The organism is Robbsia andropogonis (genome assembly GCF_034047095.1).
Lineage (GTDB): Bacteria > Pseudomonadota > Gammaproteobacteria > Burkholderiales > Burkholderiaceae > Robbsia > Robbsia andropogonis.
In genome coordinates this window covers 1,556,408-1,574,894 of record NZ_CP139170.1, presented here as the reverse complement: position 1 = coordinate 1,574,894, position 18,487 = coordinate 1,556,408, and the positions used below count along the sequence as shown (strand labels likewise).

Genomic DNA, 18,487 nt, shown 5'->3' with positions numbered 1-18,487 from the left:
CGCTGCCCGCGCACTGGCGCAAGCTAGCCATGACGCCGCGATGCAATATGCCGCGGACGCGCGTTTTCGTTCTGGAAAAAACAAAATGCCTGTATCAGGAGGCTGACACAGGCATTGAGCACTCATTTCAGCGCCGGCAACCGCGCTTCATCACTTACTTACGCAGGCCGAGGCTTTCGATCAGGTTGCGATAACGGTCCGCATCACCCTTCTTCAGGTAGTCCAGCAGCTTACGACGGCGGCTGACCATGGCCAACAGGCCACGACGGCTGTGGTGGTCCTTCTTGTGTTCCTTGAAGTGCACCGTCAGCTCATTGATACGTGCCGTCAACAGCGCAACCTGTACTTCCGGCGAACCGGTGTCCTTCGGCGCGCGTGCGAACTTCGCAACAATTTCGGTCTTATTGATCTCTGATACAGACATGATATTCCTTCGTTTTCCTATAGGGACATGCGGTCACGGAAGAAAAGGCCGTGCCGTGAGTATCAGCTTTTCCGAGCCGGCGCCTTGGCGAATCAACCGCCCACACTTCGCGCGCTGACATAAATCGGTCAAAACTGAATCGCCGAGTCTACCACAACTCGCCTTCCGGCTAAAGGCTATTTATCATGCGAAGATGTGTGTTAGATGCCGCTTCGACGTCGCCATCGTCCATTGGCCGGAAAGCCATTGCCGACGGTATGCCGGGTACGCGAAGCGCAGGCATCCGATTCCGACCGACAACAATAACAGGCCAGCCATGTCGATTGCCCGCCCGCTCATTTCCCGCGTAGCGACCCGCTTTTTCAGGGATTCCCCGTGTTGCATGACCCGGCCGTCGCGGTATTCCACCGCACCCGAGGTCTTCAACGCCGTCAAACGCACGCCGCGATTGCGGGGATGGCGGCGCGTCATGCAGTGGTCTGTCGCTACCGCGGCGCTTGCCACGCTGGCCGCCTGCGCCTTGCCACAGCAGAAATTGCCGCCTGGCACACCGGTGGCGCGAGTCTATTCCACGCTGGGACAGCCGCGCGAGCGTTACCCGCTGGACAACGGCGTTACCCGCCTGCTTTGGCCAACACAGCCGTTTGGCGAGACCACGACCGCCGTCGATATCGATGCGTCCGGCAAGGTGGTACAGGTGGCGCAGGTGCTCGACAACGCGTACTTTTATCAGGCTGTCCCGGACAAATGGACGCAACAGGATGTGCTCTCCCACTTTGGACAGCCCGTCTGCAAGCAATACTTCCAGCTCTCGCACCGGGCCGCCTGGAGTTATCGGTATATGGACGCCGGAGTCTGGTATTCGATGTTCGTCTTCCTGTTCGACGACAACGGCGTGCTGAAGGGCACACAAAAGTCGCCCGATCCGCTGCATGATCCAGATCGACGCTTTGGGTTCGGCGAGCTTTGCTGAAACGCATTGCCACATGAAAAACGGCTCGCCATCGATGATGGCGAGCCGTTTTTCGTTGCACACAGCCTGCTAGACGACTGCGGGATAATCGGTCAAGCGCTCGCGTCCGGCGCTTTCACACGCGTACGCAATTTGGACCAGACCCAGAATACATAGCCGGATAATCCATACAACACGAACAGCCCGAACAGGACAATCGGCGGATCAGACGAGATGGCGATAAACGCGACCACCACCAGCACCATGACGCCAAACGGCACGCGATAGCGTACATCCAGGGCCTTCCCGCTATAGAACGGCGCGTTGGAGACCATGGTTACGCCAGCATAGATCGTCAACACGAAGGCGACCCAGGGCACCCAGTGCGAGCTGACCGGCAATCGGTTATCGATTGACAGCCATACGAAACCCGCGACCAGAGCCGCAGCCGCGGGGCTCGGAATCCCCTGGAAGAATCGCTTGTCGACAACGGCGATGTTGGTGTTGAACCGGGCGAGCCGCAAGGCCGCACCGGCACAATAGACAAACGCCGCCAGCCAGCCCCACCGCCCGAGATCCCGCAGCGCCCATTCGTACATCACGAGCGCGGGCGCGACACCAAAAGACACCATGTCGGACAAGCTGTCGTACTGTTCACCGAACGCGCTCTGCGTATGCGTCATCCGGGCCACGCGACCGTCCATTCCGTCGAGCACCATCGCGGCGAAAATCGCGACCGCGGCAAACTCGAACCGCAGGTTCATCGCCTGGACAATCGCATAAAAGCCGCAAAACAGGGCGGCCGTCGTGAACGCGTTCGGCAACAGGTAGATGCCACGCTTGCGCAGGAACTGCTGGCGCGCCAGACGACGCTGCTCACGGGGCGTAAGCGGCTCCCCCCGTGCGGCGTCATCGACATAGCGCCGACCGAAGCCGCGCGGGCGACGACGGAACGTCCCCTGCAGCTCCGCGCCGGGCTTGGCTTTACTTCGGCGCGGCTTCAGAGCCAATCCCCACCTCCGATGCGATACCTGCTGCACCCGCCAACGGCGCGGTCGCCACGCCCTGACCCACCGGTTCCGCCGACGTCAGTGGGCTGGTCGGCTGAACCGGTGACGTCGGACTGACCGGGCTGGCCACCGTATCCGTCACGGTGGCACCGGCCGGTGCGGTCGCGAACGGTGCTTCCGGCGTGACCGCTATCGGCTCCCCCAATTCCGCAAGAATCGTGGACGATGCGAACACCTTTTCGCCGATCGAAACACGTGGACGTGCGCCCAGCGGCAAATACACATCCAGGCGCGAGCCAAAGCGAATGAAACCGTAACGCTGACCGCGCTTCAGTGTCTCACCCTCCCGGACGTAACAGAGAATGCGCCGCGCCACCAGGCCCGCCACCTGGACGCAGCTGATCACCACGCCGCCCGGCAAGTCAAATATCAGCGCATTGCGTTCGTTCTGCAGCGATGCCTTGTCGAGCTCCGCATTCAGGAATGCACCCGGGAAATATTGCACGCGACGCACCGTCCCATCTACGGGTGAGCGCTGCGAGTGTGCGTTGAACACATTCATGAACACGCTGATTTTCATCGCTTCCCGCTGCGCATACGGATCAAGCACGGTCTCGATGGCGACAATTCGCCCATCGGCGGGGCTCAACACGGCGTTCGGGTCGGCTGGAATCGACCGCGGCGGATCACGGAAAAACTGCACGACGAACACGACCAGCAGCCAGAACGGCCAAGCCCAGCCAAAGCCCCCCAGTGCATGGACCAGTATCGCCAGCAACAGGGCAATACCGATAAACGGCCAACCTTCGCGGGCAATGATCGGATGAGGATAGTTCATATAAATCGAGGTGAGTGTTGATCGGTGCAGTCGGGCGTGACGGGACCGACAACAATTCCCCGTCACGCGCCAACACGCGACGCCAGGCTCAAGGATAGCAAAAGGCGGGCCGGGTTGGCGTGCAAACGCGATACGAGAAAAAAAATGCCATCCAGCATTCGCTGAACGGCATCTTGACGCGCGTTAGGACGCGTCCATCGCAAAGCCGGAAAGGCCTCCCGGCCGGTCGGTTTCTAAGCCTTCGCCTTAGTTCTTCGACTGGTCAACCAACTTGTTCTTCGCGATCCACGGCATCATCGCACGCAACTTCTCGCCCACCTGCTCGATTTGATGATCGGCGGTCAGACGGCGACGCGACTGCAATGTCGGTTGACCGGCACGGTCTTCCAGGATGAACTGCTTCGCGTATTCGCCGGTCTGGATATCCTTCAGCACCGCGCGCATCGCATCCTTCGTCGCCGACGTCACAATCCGCGGACCCGTCACGTATTCGCCGAATTCGGCATTGTTCGAGATCGAGTAGTTCATGTTGGCGATGCCGCCTTCGTAGATCAAGTCGACGATCAGCTTCAGTTCGTGCAGGCATTCGAAGTACGCCATTTCCGGCGCATAGCCCGCTTCCACCAGCGTCTCAAAACCCGCCTTGATCAATTCGACGGTCCCACCAGCCAGCACGGCTTGTTCGCCGAACAGGTCGGTTTCGGTCTCTTCGCGGAAGTTCGTCTCGATAATGCCGGCGCGGCCGCCGCCGTTGGCGGTGGCGTACGACAGCGCGATGTCGCGCGCAGCGCCGGACTTGTCCTGTGCCACGGCGATCAGGTGGGGCACGCCGCCGCCCTGCGAGTACGTCGAACGCACCGTGTGGCCCGGTGCCTTCGGCGCGATCATGATCACGTCCAGGTCCTTGCGCGGCACAACCTGGCCGTAGTGAACGTTGAAGCCGTGCGCGAATGCCAACGTCGCGCCATCCTTGATGTTCTTTTCGACTTCCGTCTTGTAGACGGCCGCGATCTGCTCATCCGGCAGCAGCATCATGACGACGTCCGCGCCCTTCACGGCATCGGCGACTTCCTTGACCGTCAGGCCGGCGTTCTCGGCCTTCGACCACGACGCGCCACCCTTTCGCAAGCCGACCGTCACGTTCACGCCACTTTCCTTCAGATTCAGCGCGTGTGCATGGCCTTGCGAGCCATAACCGATGATCGTCACTTGCTTGCCCTTGATAAGGGACAGGTCGGCGTCTTTGTCGTAGTAAACCTTCATTGTCATGCTCCGCTAAATAAATAATCTGTTATACGAGTATCGGCAGAAACGGGACCAGACCGCGTGTCCGGCACCGATGTTCGCTGCCGGTCAGACCTTCAAGATTCGTTCACCGCGACCGATGCCGGAGCATCCGGTACGCACGGTTTCGAGGATCGATGCCGGGTCCAGCGCGTCGATAAACGCGTCGAGCTTCGCGCTGTCTCCGGTCAGCTCGATCGTGTACGTCTTTTCGGTGACATCGACGACCCGGCCACGGAAAATATCCGCCATCCGGTAGACCTCGTCGCGCTCCTTCCCCACCGCCCTGACCTTGATCAGCATCAGTTCCCGCTCCACATGGCCGGCCTCGGTAAGGTCGACCACCTTGACCACCTCGATCAGGCGGTTCAAGTGCTTCGTGATCTGTTCGATCACGTCATCCGAGCCGATGCTCGTAATTGTCATCCGTGACAACGACCGGTCCTCGGTCGGGGCCACCGTCAGCGACTCGATGTTGTAGCCGCGCGCCGAAAAAAGGCCCACCACGCGTGACAACGCGCCCGGCTCGTTCTCCAGCAAGATAGAGATAATGTGTTTCATCGCACACCCGTTATTTCCGTCAACCGCCACGAAGGGCGTCCACGGCGCGCCGGAGACCGCGGTCGGGCGTTGTGCCTTTTGCCGGCAAACCACTCCCATACCGCGGGCCAACGCGCCATCCCCGCTGATGACCCTCAGTTCAGATCCTCGGACCCCAACAGCATCTCCGTGATGCCCTTGCCCGCTTGAACCATCGGCCAGACGTTTTCAGTCGGGTCGGTCTGGAAATCGAGGAACACGGTGCGATCCTTCAGCCGCAGCGCTTCCTTTAGCGCCGGCTCGACGTCGGCCGTACGCTCAATACGAATGCCAACGTGACCATACGCCTCGGCCAGCTTGACGAAGTCAGGCAACGCATCCATGTAGGAGTGCGAATACCGCTTGCGATAATCGATCTGCTGCCATTGCCGCACCATACCCAGGTAACGGTTGTTCAACGACACGATCTTGATCGGCGTGTTGTGTTGCTTGCACGTCGACAACTCCTGGATACACATCTGGATCGAGCCTTCGCCCGTGATGCAGACGACATCGCTGTCCGGGTGCGCCATTTTCACGCCCATCGCCGCCGGCAAGCCAAATCCCATCGTACCCAGACCGCCGGAGTTGATCCAACGGCGCGGTTGATCAAAAGGATAGTATTGCGCGGCCCACATCTGGTGCTGCCCGACGTCGGAGCAGACGAACGCCTCACCCTTCGTCAAGCGGTGCAGCGTCTCCACCACGTATTGCGGCTTGATGATCTCGCTGTCGCGATCGAACTTGAGGCAGTCGATGTCACGCCATTGCGTGATCTGCTGCCACCACGCGTCCAGCGCCGTGCCATCCGGGCCGGCCGACATTGCGCGCATCTGGTCGATCATCTCGCGTAACACCTCACGCACGTCACCCACGATGGGGATGTCCACCTTGACGCGCTTCGAGATTGACGAGGGGTCGATGTCGATATGAATGATCTTGCGCGGGACTTCGGCGAAATGGGCGACATTGCCGATAACACGATCGTCGAAACGCGCGCCGATCGCGATCAGCACGTCACAGTGCTGCATCGCCATGTTGGCTTCGTAGGTGCCATGCATGCCCAGCATGCCGAGAAACTGCTTGCTGCTGGCACGATAGCCACCGAGGCCCATCAGCGTATTGGTCACCGGGAAGCCGAGCAGGTCCGCGAACTGGTTCAACTCGCGTGACGCATCGGCCAGAATCACGCCGCCGCCGCTATAAATATATGGCCGCTTCGCAGTCATCAACAGCGCCAGCGCCTTGCGGATCTGACCCGCATGCCCCTTCACCACCGGGTTGTAGGAACGCAGCGCGATATTCTTCGGCGTTTCGTATTCGTGCGGCGTGCGGGAAATGTCCTTCGGAATGTCGATCAGCACCGGGCCGGGTCGACCGGTACGGGCGATGTAGAACGCCTTGTGCACCGTGGCGGCAAGGTCCTTCACATCCTTCACGAGGAAGTTGTGCTTGACGCACGGCCGCGTGATGCCAACCGTATCGCACTCCTGAAATGCGTCCTGGCCGATGCTGCCCGTCGGCACCTGGCCGCACAGGATCACCAACGGAATGGAATCCATATAGGCGGTCGCAATCCCCGTGACGGCATTGGTCACTCCGGGACCCGATGTCACCAGGCAAACACCGACATTGCCGGTCGACCGCGCATAGGCGTCGGCGGCATGCACGGCGGCTTGCTCGTGACGCACCAGCAGGTGATTGATACTGTCTTGCTTGTACAGCTCGTCGTAGATATACAGGACCGAGCCGCCGGGATAACCCCAGAGATATTCGACGTTTTCTTCCTGCAACGCGCGCAGTAACACCGTGGCGCCGATAGAGGCGTCTGACGGTTCTGCGGACACCGAGGAGACCGGGAGAGAAGCGGAGCGTACCGACGAATCACGTTGGTTCGTTGCGGTAGCGTGTGCAGCGGTGGGCGCGTTCCGATTCGCGGAAGCAGGCGCTGGGACGCTGTCGGCGTGCGGATCGATATCCGCGCGAGGCATATTCATTAAAGTCGCCTTTGCAATTTTCGGCAAAAAATTGATCGGGTGCTCTCTCCACGCGCTTGTGGCGCGGGTTTGAACGAGGCGTCCAGTGCGCTGATCAGCCGGATAGGCGGATCGACTACGGGACATGGATGCGATAAACAGTCCAACACAATAGTCAGATGACCGCATTCAGTCAAGTTATTTTTGTCCGCCCTACAATGCGTGTATATGGCTGCCGCACCAACGACCCGCCCCACCAGAGGCGGATCAAAAGCGGCGTGGCGTCGCAGCGCCCTCCTACACTGCCCGTCGCCGGGAAATGGTGACGAAATTTGGTACCATCCCCGCATTTGCCGGATCATGCGCGTTACTTGGCGCACCCTGCGTCACCATGACCACTGACGTGAATTCACGACGAGGCGACCGCCGCGTGGTGACGCAATGAATTCAGACGTTTGCCCCAACTTCCCGAAAGTCTTGCTAAGCTCTGCGGATGGCCAGTGATAAGGAATTAGGCGATTTCCTGCAAAGCGCGGAACGTCGCGCATTCAAGCAGACGCTATTTGCCGTCCGCGACGAAGACGCCGCGCTGGATATTGTCCAGGACGCGATGATCAAGCTCGCGGAGCATTACGGTGACAAGCCCGCCGCGGAACTACCCTTTCTGTTTCAACGGATTCTGCAAACGGCGGCGCTCGATTACTTTCGCCGTAAAAAAGTCCGAGACGCCCGTATCACGTTGTTTTCAAGCTTCCGTTCCGCCGCGGCCCGCGAGGAAGGAGAGGACGACGCGGCGGAACGCATAGATGCCCAGGCAACGTCTTTTTCGGCGAGCAGCGAGGATCAGGTCAGCCAGGACCAGATCGTCGGTGTGATCGAAACAGAGATACAACGTCTGCCGGCGCGTCAACGGGAGGCGTTCGTCATGCGTTATTGGGAAGATATGGATGTCGCCGAAACGGCGGCTGCTATGGGATGCTCGGAGGGCAGCGTGAAAACGCATTGTTCGCGCGCAGTGCGCGCGCTGGCCGAGGCCCTCCACGCCAAGGGGATCACATTATGAACCACGTCGCAGAGCCGTCTAGTCGCGCATCACGCGATCCACTGAACGAGGCGGTGTTTGCCTACAAGGTGCGTCGGGCATTGGACGAAGGCGCCCGCGCACTCCCCAACGACACGACGGCGCGCCTTGCCGCGGCGCGGCGCATGGCGCTTGCACGCAAGAAGCCGGAGACCGCCGCCGCGCCCGTTCCGACGTTCGTGCCGGCGCTCGCGGGTGCCGGAATGGGTAGCCTGCCCGGCCTCGACAGCGCGCGCGGACCACGGCCCTTCCGTGTTCGACTGCAATTATGGGTACCGATCGCCCTGCTGCTTGCGTCGCTTGCCGCCATCGCGCACTGGGAAGATCAACGCCAGATCGCTGAGCTGGCGAGCCTCGACGCCGAGGTGTTGAGCGACACACTGCCGCTGGATGCCTACCTCGATCACGGCTTCAACGAATATCTGGCGCGCAACCGGTGAGCGAGCGCCTTGACGATCGGCGACGGATGGCGAATGAGCCGCCCGACAGCGTGGCCACCAAGGTGAGCGACCCGGTCGGGCTCGCGCCATCGCGCCTGTCGACCATCGTCATCAGTGTCGTGTGCGTGGTGGCCGTCTGTGTGCTTGCAACGTGGCCGCGCTGGCATCCAGCGGTGGTCACCGTGCAATTGCCGCCGGAAAACGAAGCCGGTGCGACGGCCATCGAGGTGGCCCGCGATGGGACGATAGCTCCCGCGCCGGAAACGCAAGGCGTTACGCCGGGCGACGGCAAGCCCTCGACGACGCCAGGCGCGATATCCGGGACGCCTTCGACATTGGCAGCGCCCGGCGCCGCGATCGGGAACGCCACGACCGCGCCCACTACCGGTGCCAAGCGCGAGACCGGGCGACGTCCAACGATCGTGCGAGTACCTGTCAGCGACGATGTTCCCGCAACCTGGCAAGCGATGACGCCGCAACAGCAGGACGCACTCCAGCCCTTTGCGGAATGTTGGCCCCACTTGTCGGATCTACAGAAACGCAAGTGGATTGCCATTGCGTCGGTATATCCCAGAATGTCGCCCGATGCCCAGCAGCGATTGCATGAGCGGATGCTGCGTTGGACGCAAATGACACCGGAACAGCGCCGCCTGGCCCGAGAAAACTATGAGATGTCGCGGGTGTTGCCGCCGAACGCGCGGCAACAGGCGTGGCGGGCCTATGAGGCCTTACCCCCGGCCCAACGCGCGAAATTCGCCGCAGCGGAAAAGCGTCGCCAACCATCGGTCGTCAGCGCGCCGCCGTCCGAACCCCGGCGGCCCGCGCGGCACTCTGGTCGCCCTGGCTCCAGCACGCGTGCTACACCCGCCAGTGGTACACCGAATCTCGCGAAACGGGTGGGTGATTCAAATGGCGTAACGGCCCCGGCCTCCAGCCTGGTTGCCCCTGGCACTCCCCCCGCGCAACCGGCACGAGCACCTTCCTCGCCGGAACCCTCGGTCGAACAGCACTAAGTCGCCGACCGACGATTTACGCCATTCGTGGCAAAGTGATGAGGGGTGATCCCCGTTCCGTATGCGTCACGCATGGACGGCATCCACCGCGACGCCCACCACCTGTCACATTGGAGCCACCATGCCCCCTGCGCCGTATTCCCGCGACCATATAGTGCCGCCCCACGCTCCCATTGACGCGCCCGATAGCCAGGAGACGGTCTCACTCGCGGTGGACGTGGTGGTCATCGGTGCAGGCTCGGCGGGTATGTCCGCCTACCGCGCGGCGAAAAAACGCGGTGCACGCGTCATGCTGGTGGAAGCCCAGAGCTACGGTACCACCTGCGCGCAACGCGCCTGCATGCCCTCGAAACTTCTGATCGCCGCGGCCAACGCGATGTACGACACAACACTGCTTGACGGTTTCGGGGTGACGCTGCCGCAAGCTCCGGAGGTGGGCGACGGAGCGCGCGTGCTGGCGCGCGTGCGCAAGGAGCGCGACCGTTTCGTGGCATCGGTGATCGATGACGTCGATGATTTTCCAGCGAGCGACAAGTTGAAGGGGCGCGCGCGCTTTCTCTCCGACCGCGCGCTGCTGGTAACACCGGAAGCGCCCTTCGCCGACCCCAATGGGCCCAGATATCATATAGAGACCCGCGCCACCGTCATCGCCACCGGCGCGAAAGCCCTGATTCCGGATGCATATCGGCCCCTTGGCGAGGCACTCTGCACCAGCGACGATATCTTCGAATGGCCGAGTTTGCCGCGCCGTCTCGCCGTCATTGGCACCGGTGTGATTGCGCTGGAGCTTGGCCAGGCGTTGTCGCGGCTCGGGGTAGCCGTCACGATGTTCGGGCGGGACGGCAATCTGGCGGCGCTCCAGGACCCTGCCGTGCGCGACGCGGCTTTCGCCTTGTTACGCACGCAGATGCCAATCCACGCGCATACCGCCCCGCATGCGGAGCGGCTCGCCAAAGGCGGCGCGCGGCTGCATTGGACGTCGTCCGGAGAGAACGCAACGACGGGCTCGCACGGCGACCGTGACGCACCGACGATCAAGCGGCATGTCGATGTCGATCGTGTGCTGCTGGCCACCGGCCGCGTACCGGTTTTCGACGGTCTCGACCTGGAACGTACCTCGGTAGCCACCGACAAGCGCGGCGTCCCCCTCTTCGACGGGGGCACGATGCAATGCCTCGGCCGTGCCGCCAGCGGCGACGATGCGTCGTCCCATCCGGCCCGGCTTCCCATCTTCATCGCGGGCGATGTCGACGGCCAGCGTCCCTGGCTGAACGACGCCGCAAACGAGGGTCACATCGCCGGCGACAACGCCGCGCGGGTCGCCGCGCCGGATGGCGTCGTGGCACCACAGCCTCTGCCGACCCCGATGTCGCTGGTATTCTGCGATCCGGTGATATTAAGCGTGGGCGCCCGGTATGCGTCGCTGGACCCTCGCCGCTTCGTGACCGGTTCGATCGATTTCGCGCACCAGGGCCGCAGCCAGGTCGTGCAACGCGCCCACGGCCTGCTGCACGTCTATGTCGATATTCATAGCGGCGCATTGCTCGGCGCGGAAGGGATCGCACCTGCCGGGGAACACCTCGCGCACTTGCTCGCCTGGTCGATCCAACAGAACCTCAGCGTCGACGATACGCTCGCCATGCCCTTCTATCACCCGGTCTTCGAGGAAGGATTACGCACCGCCTTGCGCGAGGCGATGCGGGCGCGTACCGTGGCCCGGCGCGCCACCGCCAATTGCGCCGACGCGGTAACGGAAACCCCGCTCAGCAACGCGATTGGCACATGAATCGTATCGCTCACTCCGATACGTCGGTACACGAACGCGGTAAATTCCGAATGACACTGTAATACACAGATCCGCCCAGATGCCGAGCGTATAATCGGACGCATCGAGTGTATCGACATTTATATGGAAGCCAAACCGCCACGACGCACCCGCGAGCGCATTCTCGAGCTGTCGTTGAAGCTGTTCAACGATATCGGCGAGCCGAACGTCACGACGACGACGATCGCCGAGGAAATGGAAATCAGTCCGGGAAATCTGTACTACCATTTCCGCAACAAGGACGACATCATCGAGAGCATTTTCCGGCAGTTCGAGAAAGAACTCGACACCCGGATGCAATTTCTCGCGCCCCGTTCGGCGAGCAACGCCCCGGCTAGGTCTGACGCATCGCTGCCGCCGGCGGAACATCGCCCGCGCGATGAGACGCAGAGCAACCGCGAACGACCAACCATTACTGAGGTATGGCATTATCTCGAACAGATGGCCGATTTCCTCTGGACCTATCGTTTCTTTTATCGCGACTTGAACGACCTCCTGGCCCGAAATCGAAAACTCGAGAAACATTTCAAGGAAATCGTCGAACGCAAGGTGCACTTCGCCCAGCAACTGTGCGAACAGTTGGTGAGCGACGGAGAAATGGAAGCATCGCCTGCGGAGATCGACCAAATAGCAACCAATATTGGCATCATTGCGACTTATTGGCTCTCGTATCAATTTGTCATGAATCCCCGGCAGTACAATGATCAGCAGGCCATTGGCAAGGACTTGCGGCGCGTCAGCCGCCAGATCCTGTCCATCCTGGCGCCTTATCTGCGTGGCAAATCGCGTCAGATGTTTGATGAACTGGTGCGCCAGGCACCGCCCGACGCCACGCCCGCGTTGTTCGGCGTCGGCGTGCCGGGCGCGGCCAGTCACGGCAGCCACGTGGGCGCATAGCGCGCGCCGCGCGGACCGAGAAGCCTGGGTCTGGTCGCTTCCTTTTTTTATTTCTTCGTTTCGCTATTTATCGATAATGCAATCAGTATGTGTTTATTGCGGATCGTCCTACGGTACGCGTTCCGAATATAAAGCCGGCGCGCAAGCGTTGGGGCAAGCCATGGCCGAACGCGATATCGCGCTGATCTATGGCGGTGGACGGGTCGGGCTGATGGGCACGATCGCCGATGCCATTCTGGCTGCGGGTGGACGTGCGATTGGCGTCATCCCGCAATTGCTGGTCGACAAGGAAGTGGCGCATACGGGTCTGACAGCATTGCATGTCGTGCCCGACATGCATGTGCGCAAAAAGAAAATGGCCGATCTGGCAGAAGGCTTTATCGCGATGCCTGGCGGCGGCGGCACGCTCGAGGAATTATTCGAGGTCTTTACCTGGGCACAGTTGGGTTATCACGACAAGCCGATGGGCTTGTTGAACATCGCGGGTTTCTATGACCCCCTTGTCACGATGCTCCAGCATACGGCGGACGAAGGCTTTATTCGCCCTGCTTATCTCGATCTGCTGCAGTCTTACCACGATCCGGCTGCGCTGCTAAACGCGCTGCACATGCGGGGCCGCGTCAAGCAGGACAAATGGGCAGACGGCCGCAACGCAGTCTGACGCGATTGGCGGCCATCGAGGCTGGACGGGACCGTGCCCGACGCTGACGACGACCGGGGCGGGCCGTGCATCCGTTTCACCGTCGACCCGAGACTTATCCTTCTCTCAGCGTCACCAGCACCGGGCGACGCAAAACGCTACGCAGGCTCCACCAACCACCGGCCACGGCGCAGACCAATCCGGCTGCGACACCGGTCAGCAGAATCAAAGGATTGACGGTAAAAGCGAACGAGAACACTCGCACCGCCAATGTCCACCCCACCGCCTCGGCACCGATGGCCGCCATCAGCCCGGCCAGCGCGCCCACCACGACAAACTCCGTCCATTGCACGGCCTGCACCTGACGTCGCGATGCACCAAGCGCTCGCAACAATGCCGACTCGTGGGCCCGCTCGTCCCTGGTCCCGGCCAGGGCCGCATACAGCACCACCGCACCGGCCGCGAGCGTGAACAGAAACAGGAACTGGACCGCCGCGATGACCTGATCCAGCATGCGCTGCACCTGCCCAAGTAACGCAGCCGTATCGATAATCGTCAAACTTGGCATGGCCCGTACCATGTCATCCAGCGCGCGCTGCTGATCCGCGCGCAGATGAAAGCTGGTGATGAACGTGGCCGGAAAACCGCGCAACGCGTCCGGCGGCATCAGCACAAAGAAATTGACCTGCATCGTGCCCCAGTCCAGACGCCGAATACTGGTGACGGGCGCGGTAATCTGCTGTCCGGCCACGTCGAACGTCAACAGGTCGTTAAGACGAATACCGAGGTCGCGTGCCAATCCCGATTCGATCGAGATCTGCGGCTTGGGCGTGCCTGCCGGACCATACCACTGTCCTTGCTCCACGCGATTGTCGTCCGGCAATGTCATCCGATAAGACAGATTGAACTCCCGATCGACCAGACGTTTGACTCGCGCGTCCTTGAATTGATCCGGAGATACGGGCTTGCCATCGCGCGCGGTCAGGCGCCCGCGGATCATCGGCGCCGGCGGTGCCGCGCTGATGCCGGCCGCGGCGAGGCGGCGCGCGACCTCGTCGGCCTGGTCGGGCTGGATATCGATGACGAAGCGATTTGGTGCATCGGCCGGGGTTGATTGACGCCAGCCAGCTATCAGGTCGCTGCGCGTCATCGACAATAGCAACAGGCACATCAGCGCTACCCCCAATGCGGTAATCTGCAACGTACTGGCGCCGCTGCGGCGTTCCAGCGATGCCACCGCATACCGCCAACCGAAGCCGGGGGCACCGGGCTTGCGCCCCCACCATGCCAGCACGCGAAGCAGCCCGCGTCCGCATAAAGCAAAACCACCCACGCCGATCAGGAATCCGGCTGACACGATCACGCCCAGGCGCAGCGCTCCGGCCGCCCACACCAGCAAGCCGGCATATAACAGCAGACCGATGGCATAGCCTCGCAGCGAATAGACATGTCCCCAGGCCTGACGCCACGCCGACTGCTCCTGGCGCGCCTCGTCCTCTTGCGTCAGCGCGGCCGCCACGCCGGTGCCATCGCGCCGCAGCACCCGCGCCGGCGGCACTCGCGTCAACGGATACAAGGCGGGCAGCCCGAATCCGAGCAATAGCACGAGCGCCGCGGCCAACCCTTGCAACAGGGGCCACATCGACGGCCAGGGCAGATCAACGCGAATCAAACCGCCAAGCCAATGCAACAACATGGCATGACCGGCCAGTCCGAGCAAACCACCCACGACAGATGCCGCCACCGCCAGCCCGGCCAGCTCTATGAGAAAGACGCCGCGTAGCAGTCCCTCGCTTGCTCCGAGACAACGCAGCACGGCGCAACCATCGATATGGCGTCGCGCGAAGCGCTGTGCGCCTAAAGCGATGGCAACCGCACAGAGCAACGATGTCAACAATGCCACCAGCCGCAGGAAATGATCCGCGCGATCCAGTGTCTGGCGTAACTGCGGTTGCCCGGCCTGCAGGGTCTCAACCTGGGTGCCGCGAATCCCGCGCTGAGCAATCGTCGTTCGCGCCCATGCACCGAACGCATCGGCACTCGCCGTATCCGGGCCAGCCAGCAGTGTGCGGTAAGTCACACGGCTGCCACGGCCGATCAACCCGGTGCTGGCCAGATCGGTGTCGGCAAGCATTACGCGAGGCGAGAAATTAATGAAAGAGAAACCCCGATCAGGCTCCCGGACAATCACCGCGGCGATCCGCAATATGCGGCCCCCCAGTTGCAGATTGCCCCCTACTTTCAGGTCCAAGGCATCAAGCAAGGGCGCGTCAACCCAAGCCGTACCGGGTGCCGGCCCGCCCGTGGCAGCATAGTCTTCACGCGTCGGGGAATTCGGCTGCGGTGCCAACAAGACCGTGCCGCGCAACGGGTAGTTCGCCGATACCGCCTTGACCGCGACCAGGCGTGCGGGCGGTGGCGCGGCATGGGTGGATGGGGCGGCGTCGCCTGTCGCCATGCTCGGAAATTCGGCCGTCGACGCGATTCGCAAGTCGCGCACCCGTGCCTCGGCGAGCAGCGCAGGATCGATCGGATGATCTGCGCGGAGACGCAGGTCGCCGCCCAGCATCTGACGCGCCTCGCGGTCGAGTCCGGCGTGCATGCGGTCTGCGACAAAGGCCACGCTGGTCAAGGCGGCGACCGCGAGTACCACGGCGACCCACAGCGTGGTCAACTCGCCGGCGCGCGCATCCCGGAATGACAGCGTCAGCGCCATCCTGAAAAGAAAACGCCACCCAACGCGGGTGCGGCGACGCATTCGGACCGGGTCATGAGAAGACGCATCCGCTACCTTGGATAGCGGCCACGTCGCGGATTCAGGAGAAGGAGAACGACCGGAGGACGGTCGCGATTGCCGGGGATCGGCGCCAGACACGGGGTCCGGCATCAGTCGCCGGAACGGCGACGTGCCGTATCGCGCTCACCGGTCGGCGGCGAGCGATAGCCGCGATCGGTGCGGATCCGCGCCGGGACCATTCGGGTCGACATCGCGTGATAGCCGTGGTGTACACCCCGCCATAACCGCGGCAGTACCCACGCCGAGACGATAAGGAACGCAAAGAGTAATGCCAGGAACACACCCGGCGCCAACAGCGCCAGCGTCAGTCCCCCTACCACGATGCATTCCTCGAACCACGAGGCCATGCCATTGGTCACCGGCACCGGCGCGAGATTGATCAGCGCGCGAACCCCGGCCTTGGTCAGATGCGACGCGCCGGCCAGCGATGCGCCGAGCGCGCCGGCCGCGATCAGCGTCGAGCTTTCCTCCGCATGCCCGAATGCGGCACAGGCCATCACGGCGCCGGCGGGAATCCGAATAAAGGTATGCAGCGCGTCCCAGAGGGAGTCGAGTGGCGAGATCTTGTCAGCCGCAAACTCCGCGGTAGCCAGCACCACGGCCGCGCCAATGATCCAGGGAGAGCTGAGCACATGCAGCGCGCCTGGCAATACGACCAAGCCGCTCCTGCCCGCGAGGCCCGCCAGAAAGACGGCCAAATACAGCCGTAAGCCGCTGGACCATGCCAGGGCCGCCGCCAGCGCGTAAGCCAGGATCATCGCGTTCTCCATGTCGGTCGCGACGTCCCGCATCGAAGAAGATGCCAAGGGCGCCGACCTGTCGATTTCATTATAGCCCCGCATCGAAATCGGCGCGGGAGAACCCTGACGGTTTTATCATGAGCCGATCGTATTCGTGTCACGAATCAGACATCCGCATCGTCCAGCCATCCGGCCAGACAATACGCCAAGGCGCCAGAGCGCGGGCAACGATGCGCTGGCCGGTACATGGACCGGTTCCATCGCAGGGTCGCCGGCCCTCCAATACGCGACCATATTGGTTGAGGCGCAGGATTCAGTTCTTTGTGCCAAATAGCCGGTCACCCGCATCGCCCAGGCCCGGCACGATGTAGGCGTGGTCATCGAGTTTCTCGTCCAACGACGCCACGAAAAGGTGGACGTCCGGATGTTGCCGCGCGAAAACCGCCACACCTTCCGGCGCCGCCACCAATGCCAGAAACAAAATACGCGATGCCGGCACACCGCGCTTTTTCAGTACATCCACCGCGTACGCCGCGGAGTATCCGGTGGCGACCATCGGGTCGCAAAGGATGAAGGTGCGGTCCTCGACATCGGGCAGCTTGACCATATATTCGACGGGTCGCTGATTTTCATCGCGATACACGCCGATATGCCCGACCCGCGCCGAGGGCACCAATTCGAGCAGACCGTCCGACATGCCGACCCCGGCGCGCAGTACCGGCACGATGGCCAGCTTGCGCCCGGCGATGACCGGCGCATCCATTCGGGTCAGCGGCGTCTCGATCTCCCGGGTGGTCAATTCTAGATTGCGGGTGATTTCATAGCCCATCAGCAACGTGATCTCCCGCAGTAATTCGCGAAAGGTCCGGGTCGACGTGTGGCGGTCGCGCATATGCGACAATTTGTGCTGAATCAACGGATGATTCAGGATGCGCAGCGCGGGAAAGCGCGGATCGGTCGTCATTGGCGAAAATCTCGGATCGGTCGGATGGAACGCGCGCCATGACCGGGTCGGCGGCGCGCGGCGACGAGTCGCAGTATACGGTAGCGACGCCTGCAAGACCCGTTCAAATGCGCCCCACCCACCCACCGGATCGCCCTTTCACCCTCTCAGTGCCACGTCCGTCGCGCTAAACCGCCCCGCCAGCGCGCAACCACCGGTAAAATAGCGGTCTTTGCCGCATCCCGTCGACCGGATGCGGCTAACGAATCAGGAAACGAACGAGGAACTTCCGGACATGGCGGGACATTCGAAATGGGCCAATATCAAGCATAAGAAGGCCGCGGCCGATGCGAAGCGAGGCAAGGTCTGGACGCGTCTGATCAAGGAAATCCAGGTTGCGGCCCGGATGGGCGGCGGCGATCCGGACAGCAATCCGCGTCTGCGACTGGCCATGGACAAGGCCACCGATGCGAATATGCCGAAGGACAACATCAAGCGCGCGATCGATCGTGGTGTCGGTGGCGCCGAGGGCGCCAACTATGAGGAAATCCGCTACGAAGGCTATGGCATCGGCGGCGCCGCGGTTATCGTGGACACGATGACCGACAATCGCACGCGGACCGTGGCCGAAGTACGGCACGCGTTTTCGAAGTACGGCGGCAATATGGGTGTGGAAGGCTCGGTGGCATTCCTGTTCACGTCGGTAGGTCAGTTCCTCTTCGCCCCGGACACGTCCGAGGATGCGCTGATGGAAGCGGCACTGGAAGCTGGCGCCGATGACGTCACGACAAACGATGACGGCAGCATCGAGGTGCTGTGCAATCCCGACGTGTTCTCGGACGTCAAGCAAAGCCTGGAGGCCGCCGGATTCAAGGCGGAACTGGCGGAAGTCACGATGAAAGCCGGCAACGACATCGTGCTCACGGGCGACGAAGGCGCACGGATGCAGAAACTGCTCGACGTGATAGAGGATCTGGACGACGTCCAGAATGTATATACGAACGCGGTGATCGAGGAAGCGTGAAACGCCCTCGACACCCATGGCAAT

16 protein-coding genes and 1 pseudogene are annotated in these 18,487 nt (G+C 62.1%); 8 read left to right on the top strand and 9 right to left on the bottom strand.

All coding sequences use genetic code 11. The annotated features are described in order from the left end of the window. Window positions 1–154: 154 nt before the first annotated feature. Complete coding sequence (gene rpsO, locus SJQ66_RS20420) at window positions 155–424, bottom strand: 30S ribosomal protein S15 (protein ID WP_024902191.1); 270 nt, start codon at window positions 422–424, stop codon at window positions 155–157. A 382-nt stretch (window positions 425–806) separates the two neighbouring features. On the opposite strand from rpsO, the gene SJQ66_RS20415 reads away from it, so the two are divergent. Continuing rightward, window positions 807–1,397, top strand: a complete 591-nt coding sequence (locus SJQ66_RS20415; RefSeq protein WP_244141663.1) for a hypothetical protein — start codon at window positions 807–809, stop codon at window positions 1,395–1,397. Between the two features lie 92 nt (window positions 1,398–1,489). Here SJQ66_RS20415 and pssA read toward each other — a convergent pair whose 3' ends face one another. The 5 genes and pseudogenes from pssA to SJQ66_RS20390 all read right to left on the bottom strand — a co-directional run bounded on the left by pssA (window position 1,490) and on the right by SJQ66_RS20390 (window position 7,078). Continuing rightward, window positions 1,490–2,341: a CDP-diacylglycerol--serine O-phosphatidyltransferase gene (gene pssA, locus SJQ66_RS20410; protein WP_046152914.1), complete on the bottom strand. Its 852-nt coding sequence runs from the start codon at window positions 2,339–2,341 to the stop codon at window positions 1,490–1,492. A 247-nt stretch (window positions 2,342–2,588) separates the two neighbouring features. Further along, a pseudogene (locus SJQ66_RS20405) lies at window positions 2,589–3,224 on the bottom strand (phosphatidylserine decarboxylase); the annotation flags it as partial. Between the two features lie 246 nt (window positions 3,225–3,470). Next, window positions 3,471–4,487, bottom strand: a complete 1,017-nt coding sequence (ilvC, locus tag SJQ66_RS20400) for a ketol-acid reductoisomerase (protein WP_024902186.1) — start codon at window positions 4,485–4,487, stop codon at window positions 3,471–3,473. A 90-nt stretch (window positions 4,488–4,577) separates the two neighbouring features. Beyond that, window positions 4,578–5,069, bottom strand: coding sequence for an acetolactate synthase small subunit (gene ilvN, locus SJQ66_RS20395; RefSeq protein WP_024902185.1), 492 nt, complete (start codon window positions 5,067–5,069; stop codon window positions 4,578–4,580). Between the two features lie 134 nt (window positions 5,070–5,203). Next, window positions 5,204–7,078 (bottom strand): acetolactate synthase 3 catalytic subunit, encoded by a 1,875-nt coding sequence (locus SJQ66_RS20390; protein ID WP_081764785.1) that lies wholly within the window; start codon window positions 7,076–7,078, stop codon window positions 5,204–5,206. A 478-nt stretch (window positions 7,079–7,556) separates the two neighbouring features. Here SJQ66_RS20390 and SJQ66_RS20385 point away from each other — a divergent pair, with 478 nt between their 5' ends. The 6 genes from SJQ66_RS20385 (at window position 7,557) to SJQ66_RS20360 (ending at window position 12,980) form a co-directional block, all read left to right on the top strand. Next, a complete protein-coding gene (locus tag SJQ66_RS20385) occupies window positions 7,557–8,126 on the top strand; it encodes an RNA polymerase sigma factor (protein WP_320535238.1) in 570 nt (189 codons plus the stop codon). Then, on the top strand, window positions 8,123–8,584 hold the full coding sequence (locus tag SJQ66_RS20380; protein ID WP_024902182.1) for a DUF3619 family protein: 462 nt from the start codon (window positions 8,123–8,125) through the stop codon (window positions 8,582–8,584). The genes SJQ66_RS20385 and SJQ66_RS20380 overlap by 4 nt, the downstream gene beginning before the upstream one ends. 26 nt (window positions 8,585–8,610) lie before the next feature. Continuing rightward, window positions 8,611–9,597, top strand: a complete 987-nt coding sequence (locus SJQ66_RS20375; protein ID WP_024902181.1) for a DUF3106 domain-containing protein — start codon at window positions 8,611–8,613, stop codon at window positions 9,595–9,597. Between the two features lie 121 nt (window positions 9,598–9,718). Further along, a complete protein-coding gene (locus SJQ66_RS20370; RefSeq protein ID WP_082102586.1) occupies window positions 9,719–11,383 on the top strand; it encodes a dihydrolipoyl dehydrogenase in 1,665 nt (554 codons plus the stop codon). 123 nt (window positions 11,384–11,506) lie between these two features. Continuing rightward, complete coding sequence (locus tag SJQ66_RS20365) at window positions 11,507–12,319, top strand: TetR/AcrR family transcriptional regulator (protein ID WP_024902179.1); 813 nt, start codon at window positions 11,507–11,509, stop codon at window positions 12,317–12,319. Window positions 12,320–12,395: 76 nt separating this feature from the next. Next, on the top strand, window positions 12,396–12,980 hold the full coding sequence (locus SJQ66_RS20360; protein ID WP_024902178.1) for an LOG family protein: 585 nt from the start codon (window positions 12,396–12,398) through the stop codon (window positions 12,978–12,980). A 94-nt stretch (window positions 12,981–13,074) separates the two neighbouring features. Here the strand turns inward: SJQ66_RS20360 and SJQ66_RS20355 are convergent, their stop codons facing one another. The 3 genes from SJQ66_RS20355 to upp all read right to left on the bottom strand — a co-directional run bounded on the left by SJQ66_RS20355 (window position 13,075) and on the right by upp (window position 17,460). Beyond that, the gene (locus SJQ66_RS20355) at window positions 13,075–15,717 is read right to left on the bottom strand and encodes an ABC transporter permease (protein ID WP_253556530.1); all 2,643 of its coding nucleotides are present in this window, start codon (window positions 15,715–15,717) and stop codon (window positions 13,075–13,077) included. 128 nt (window positions 15,718–15,845) lie between these two features. Then, a complete protein-coding gene (locus SJQ66_RS20350; RefSeq protein ID WP_024902176.1) occupies window positions 15,846–16,514 on the bottom strand; it encodes a DUF4126 domain-containing protein in 669 nt (222 codons plus the stop codon). A gap of 295 nt (window positions 16,515–16,809) precedes the next feature. Continuing rightward, window positions 16,810–17,460, bottom strand: coding sequence for a uracil phosphoribosyltransferase (gene upp / locus SJQ66_RS20345; RefSeq protein WP_024902175.1), 651 nt, complete (start codon window positions 17,458–17,460; stop codon window positions 16,810–16,812). Between the two features lie 274 nt (window positions 17,461–17,734). On the opposite strand from upp, the gene SJQ66_RS20340 reads away from it, so the two are divergent. Further along, on the top strand, window positions 17,735–18,463 hold the full coding sequence (locus tag SJQ66_RS20340) for a YebC/PmpR family DNA-binding transcriptional regulator (RefSeq protein ID WP_024902174.1): 729 nt from the start codon (window positions 17,735–17,737) through the stop codon (window positions 18,461–18,463). The last annotated feature ends 24 nt before the right edge of the window (window positions 18,464–18,487 follow it).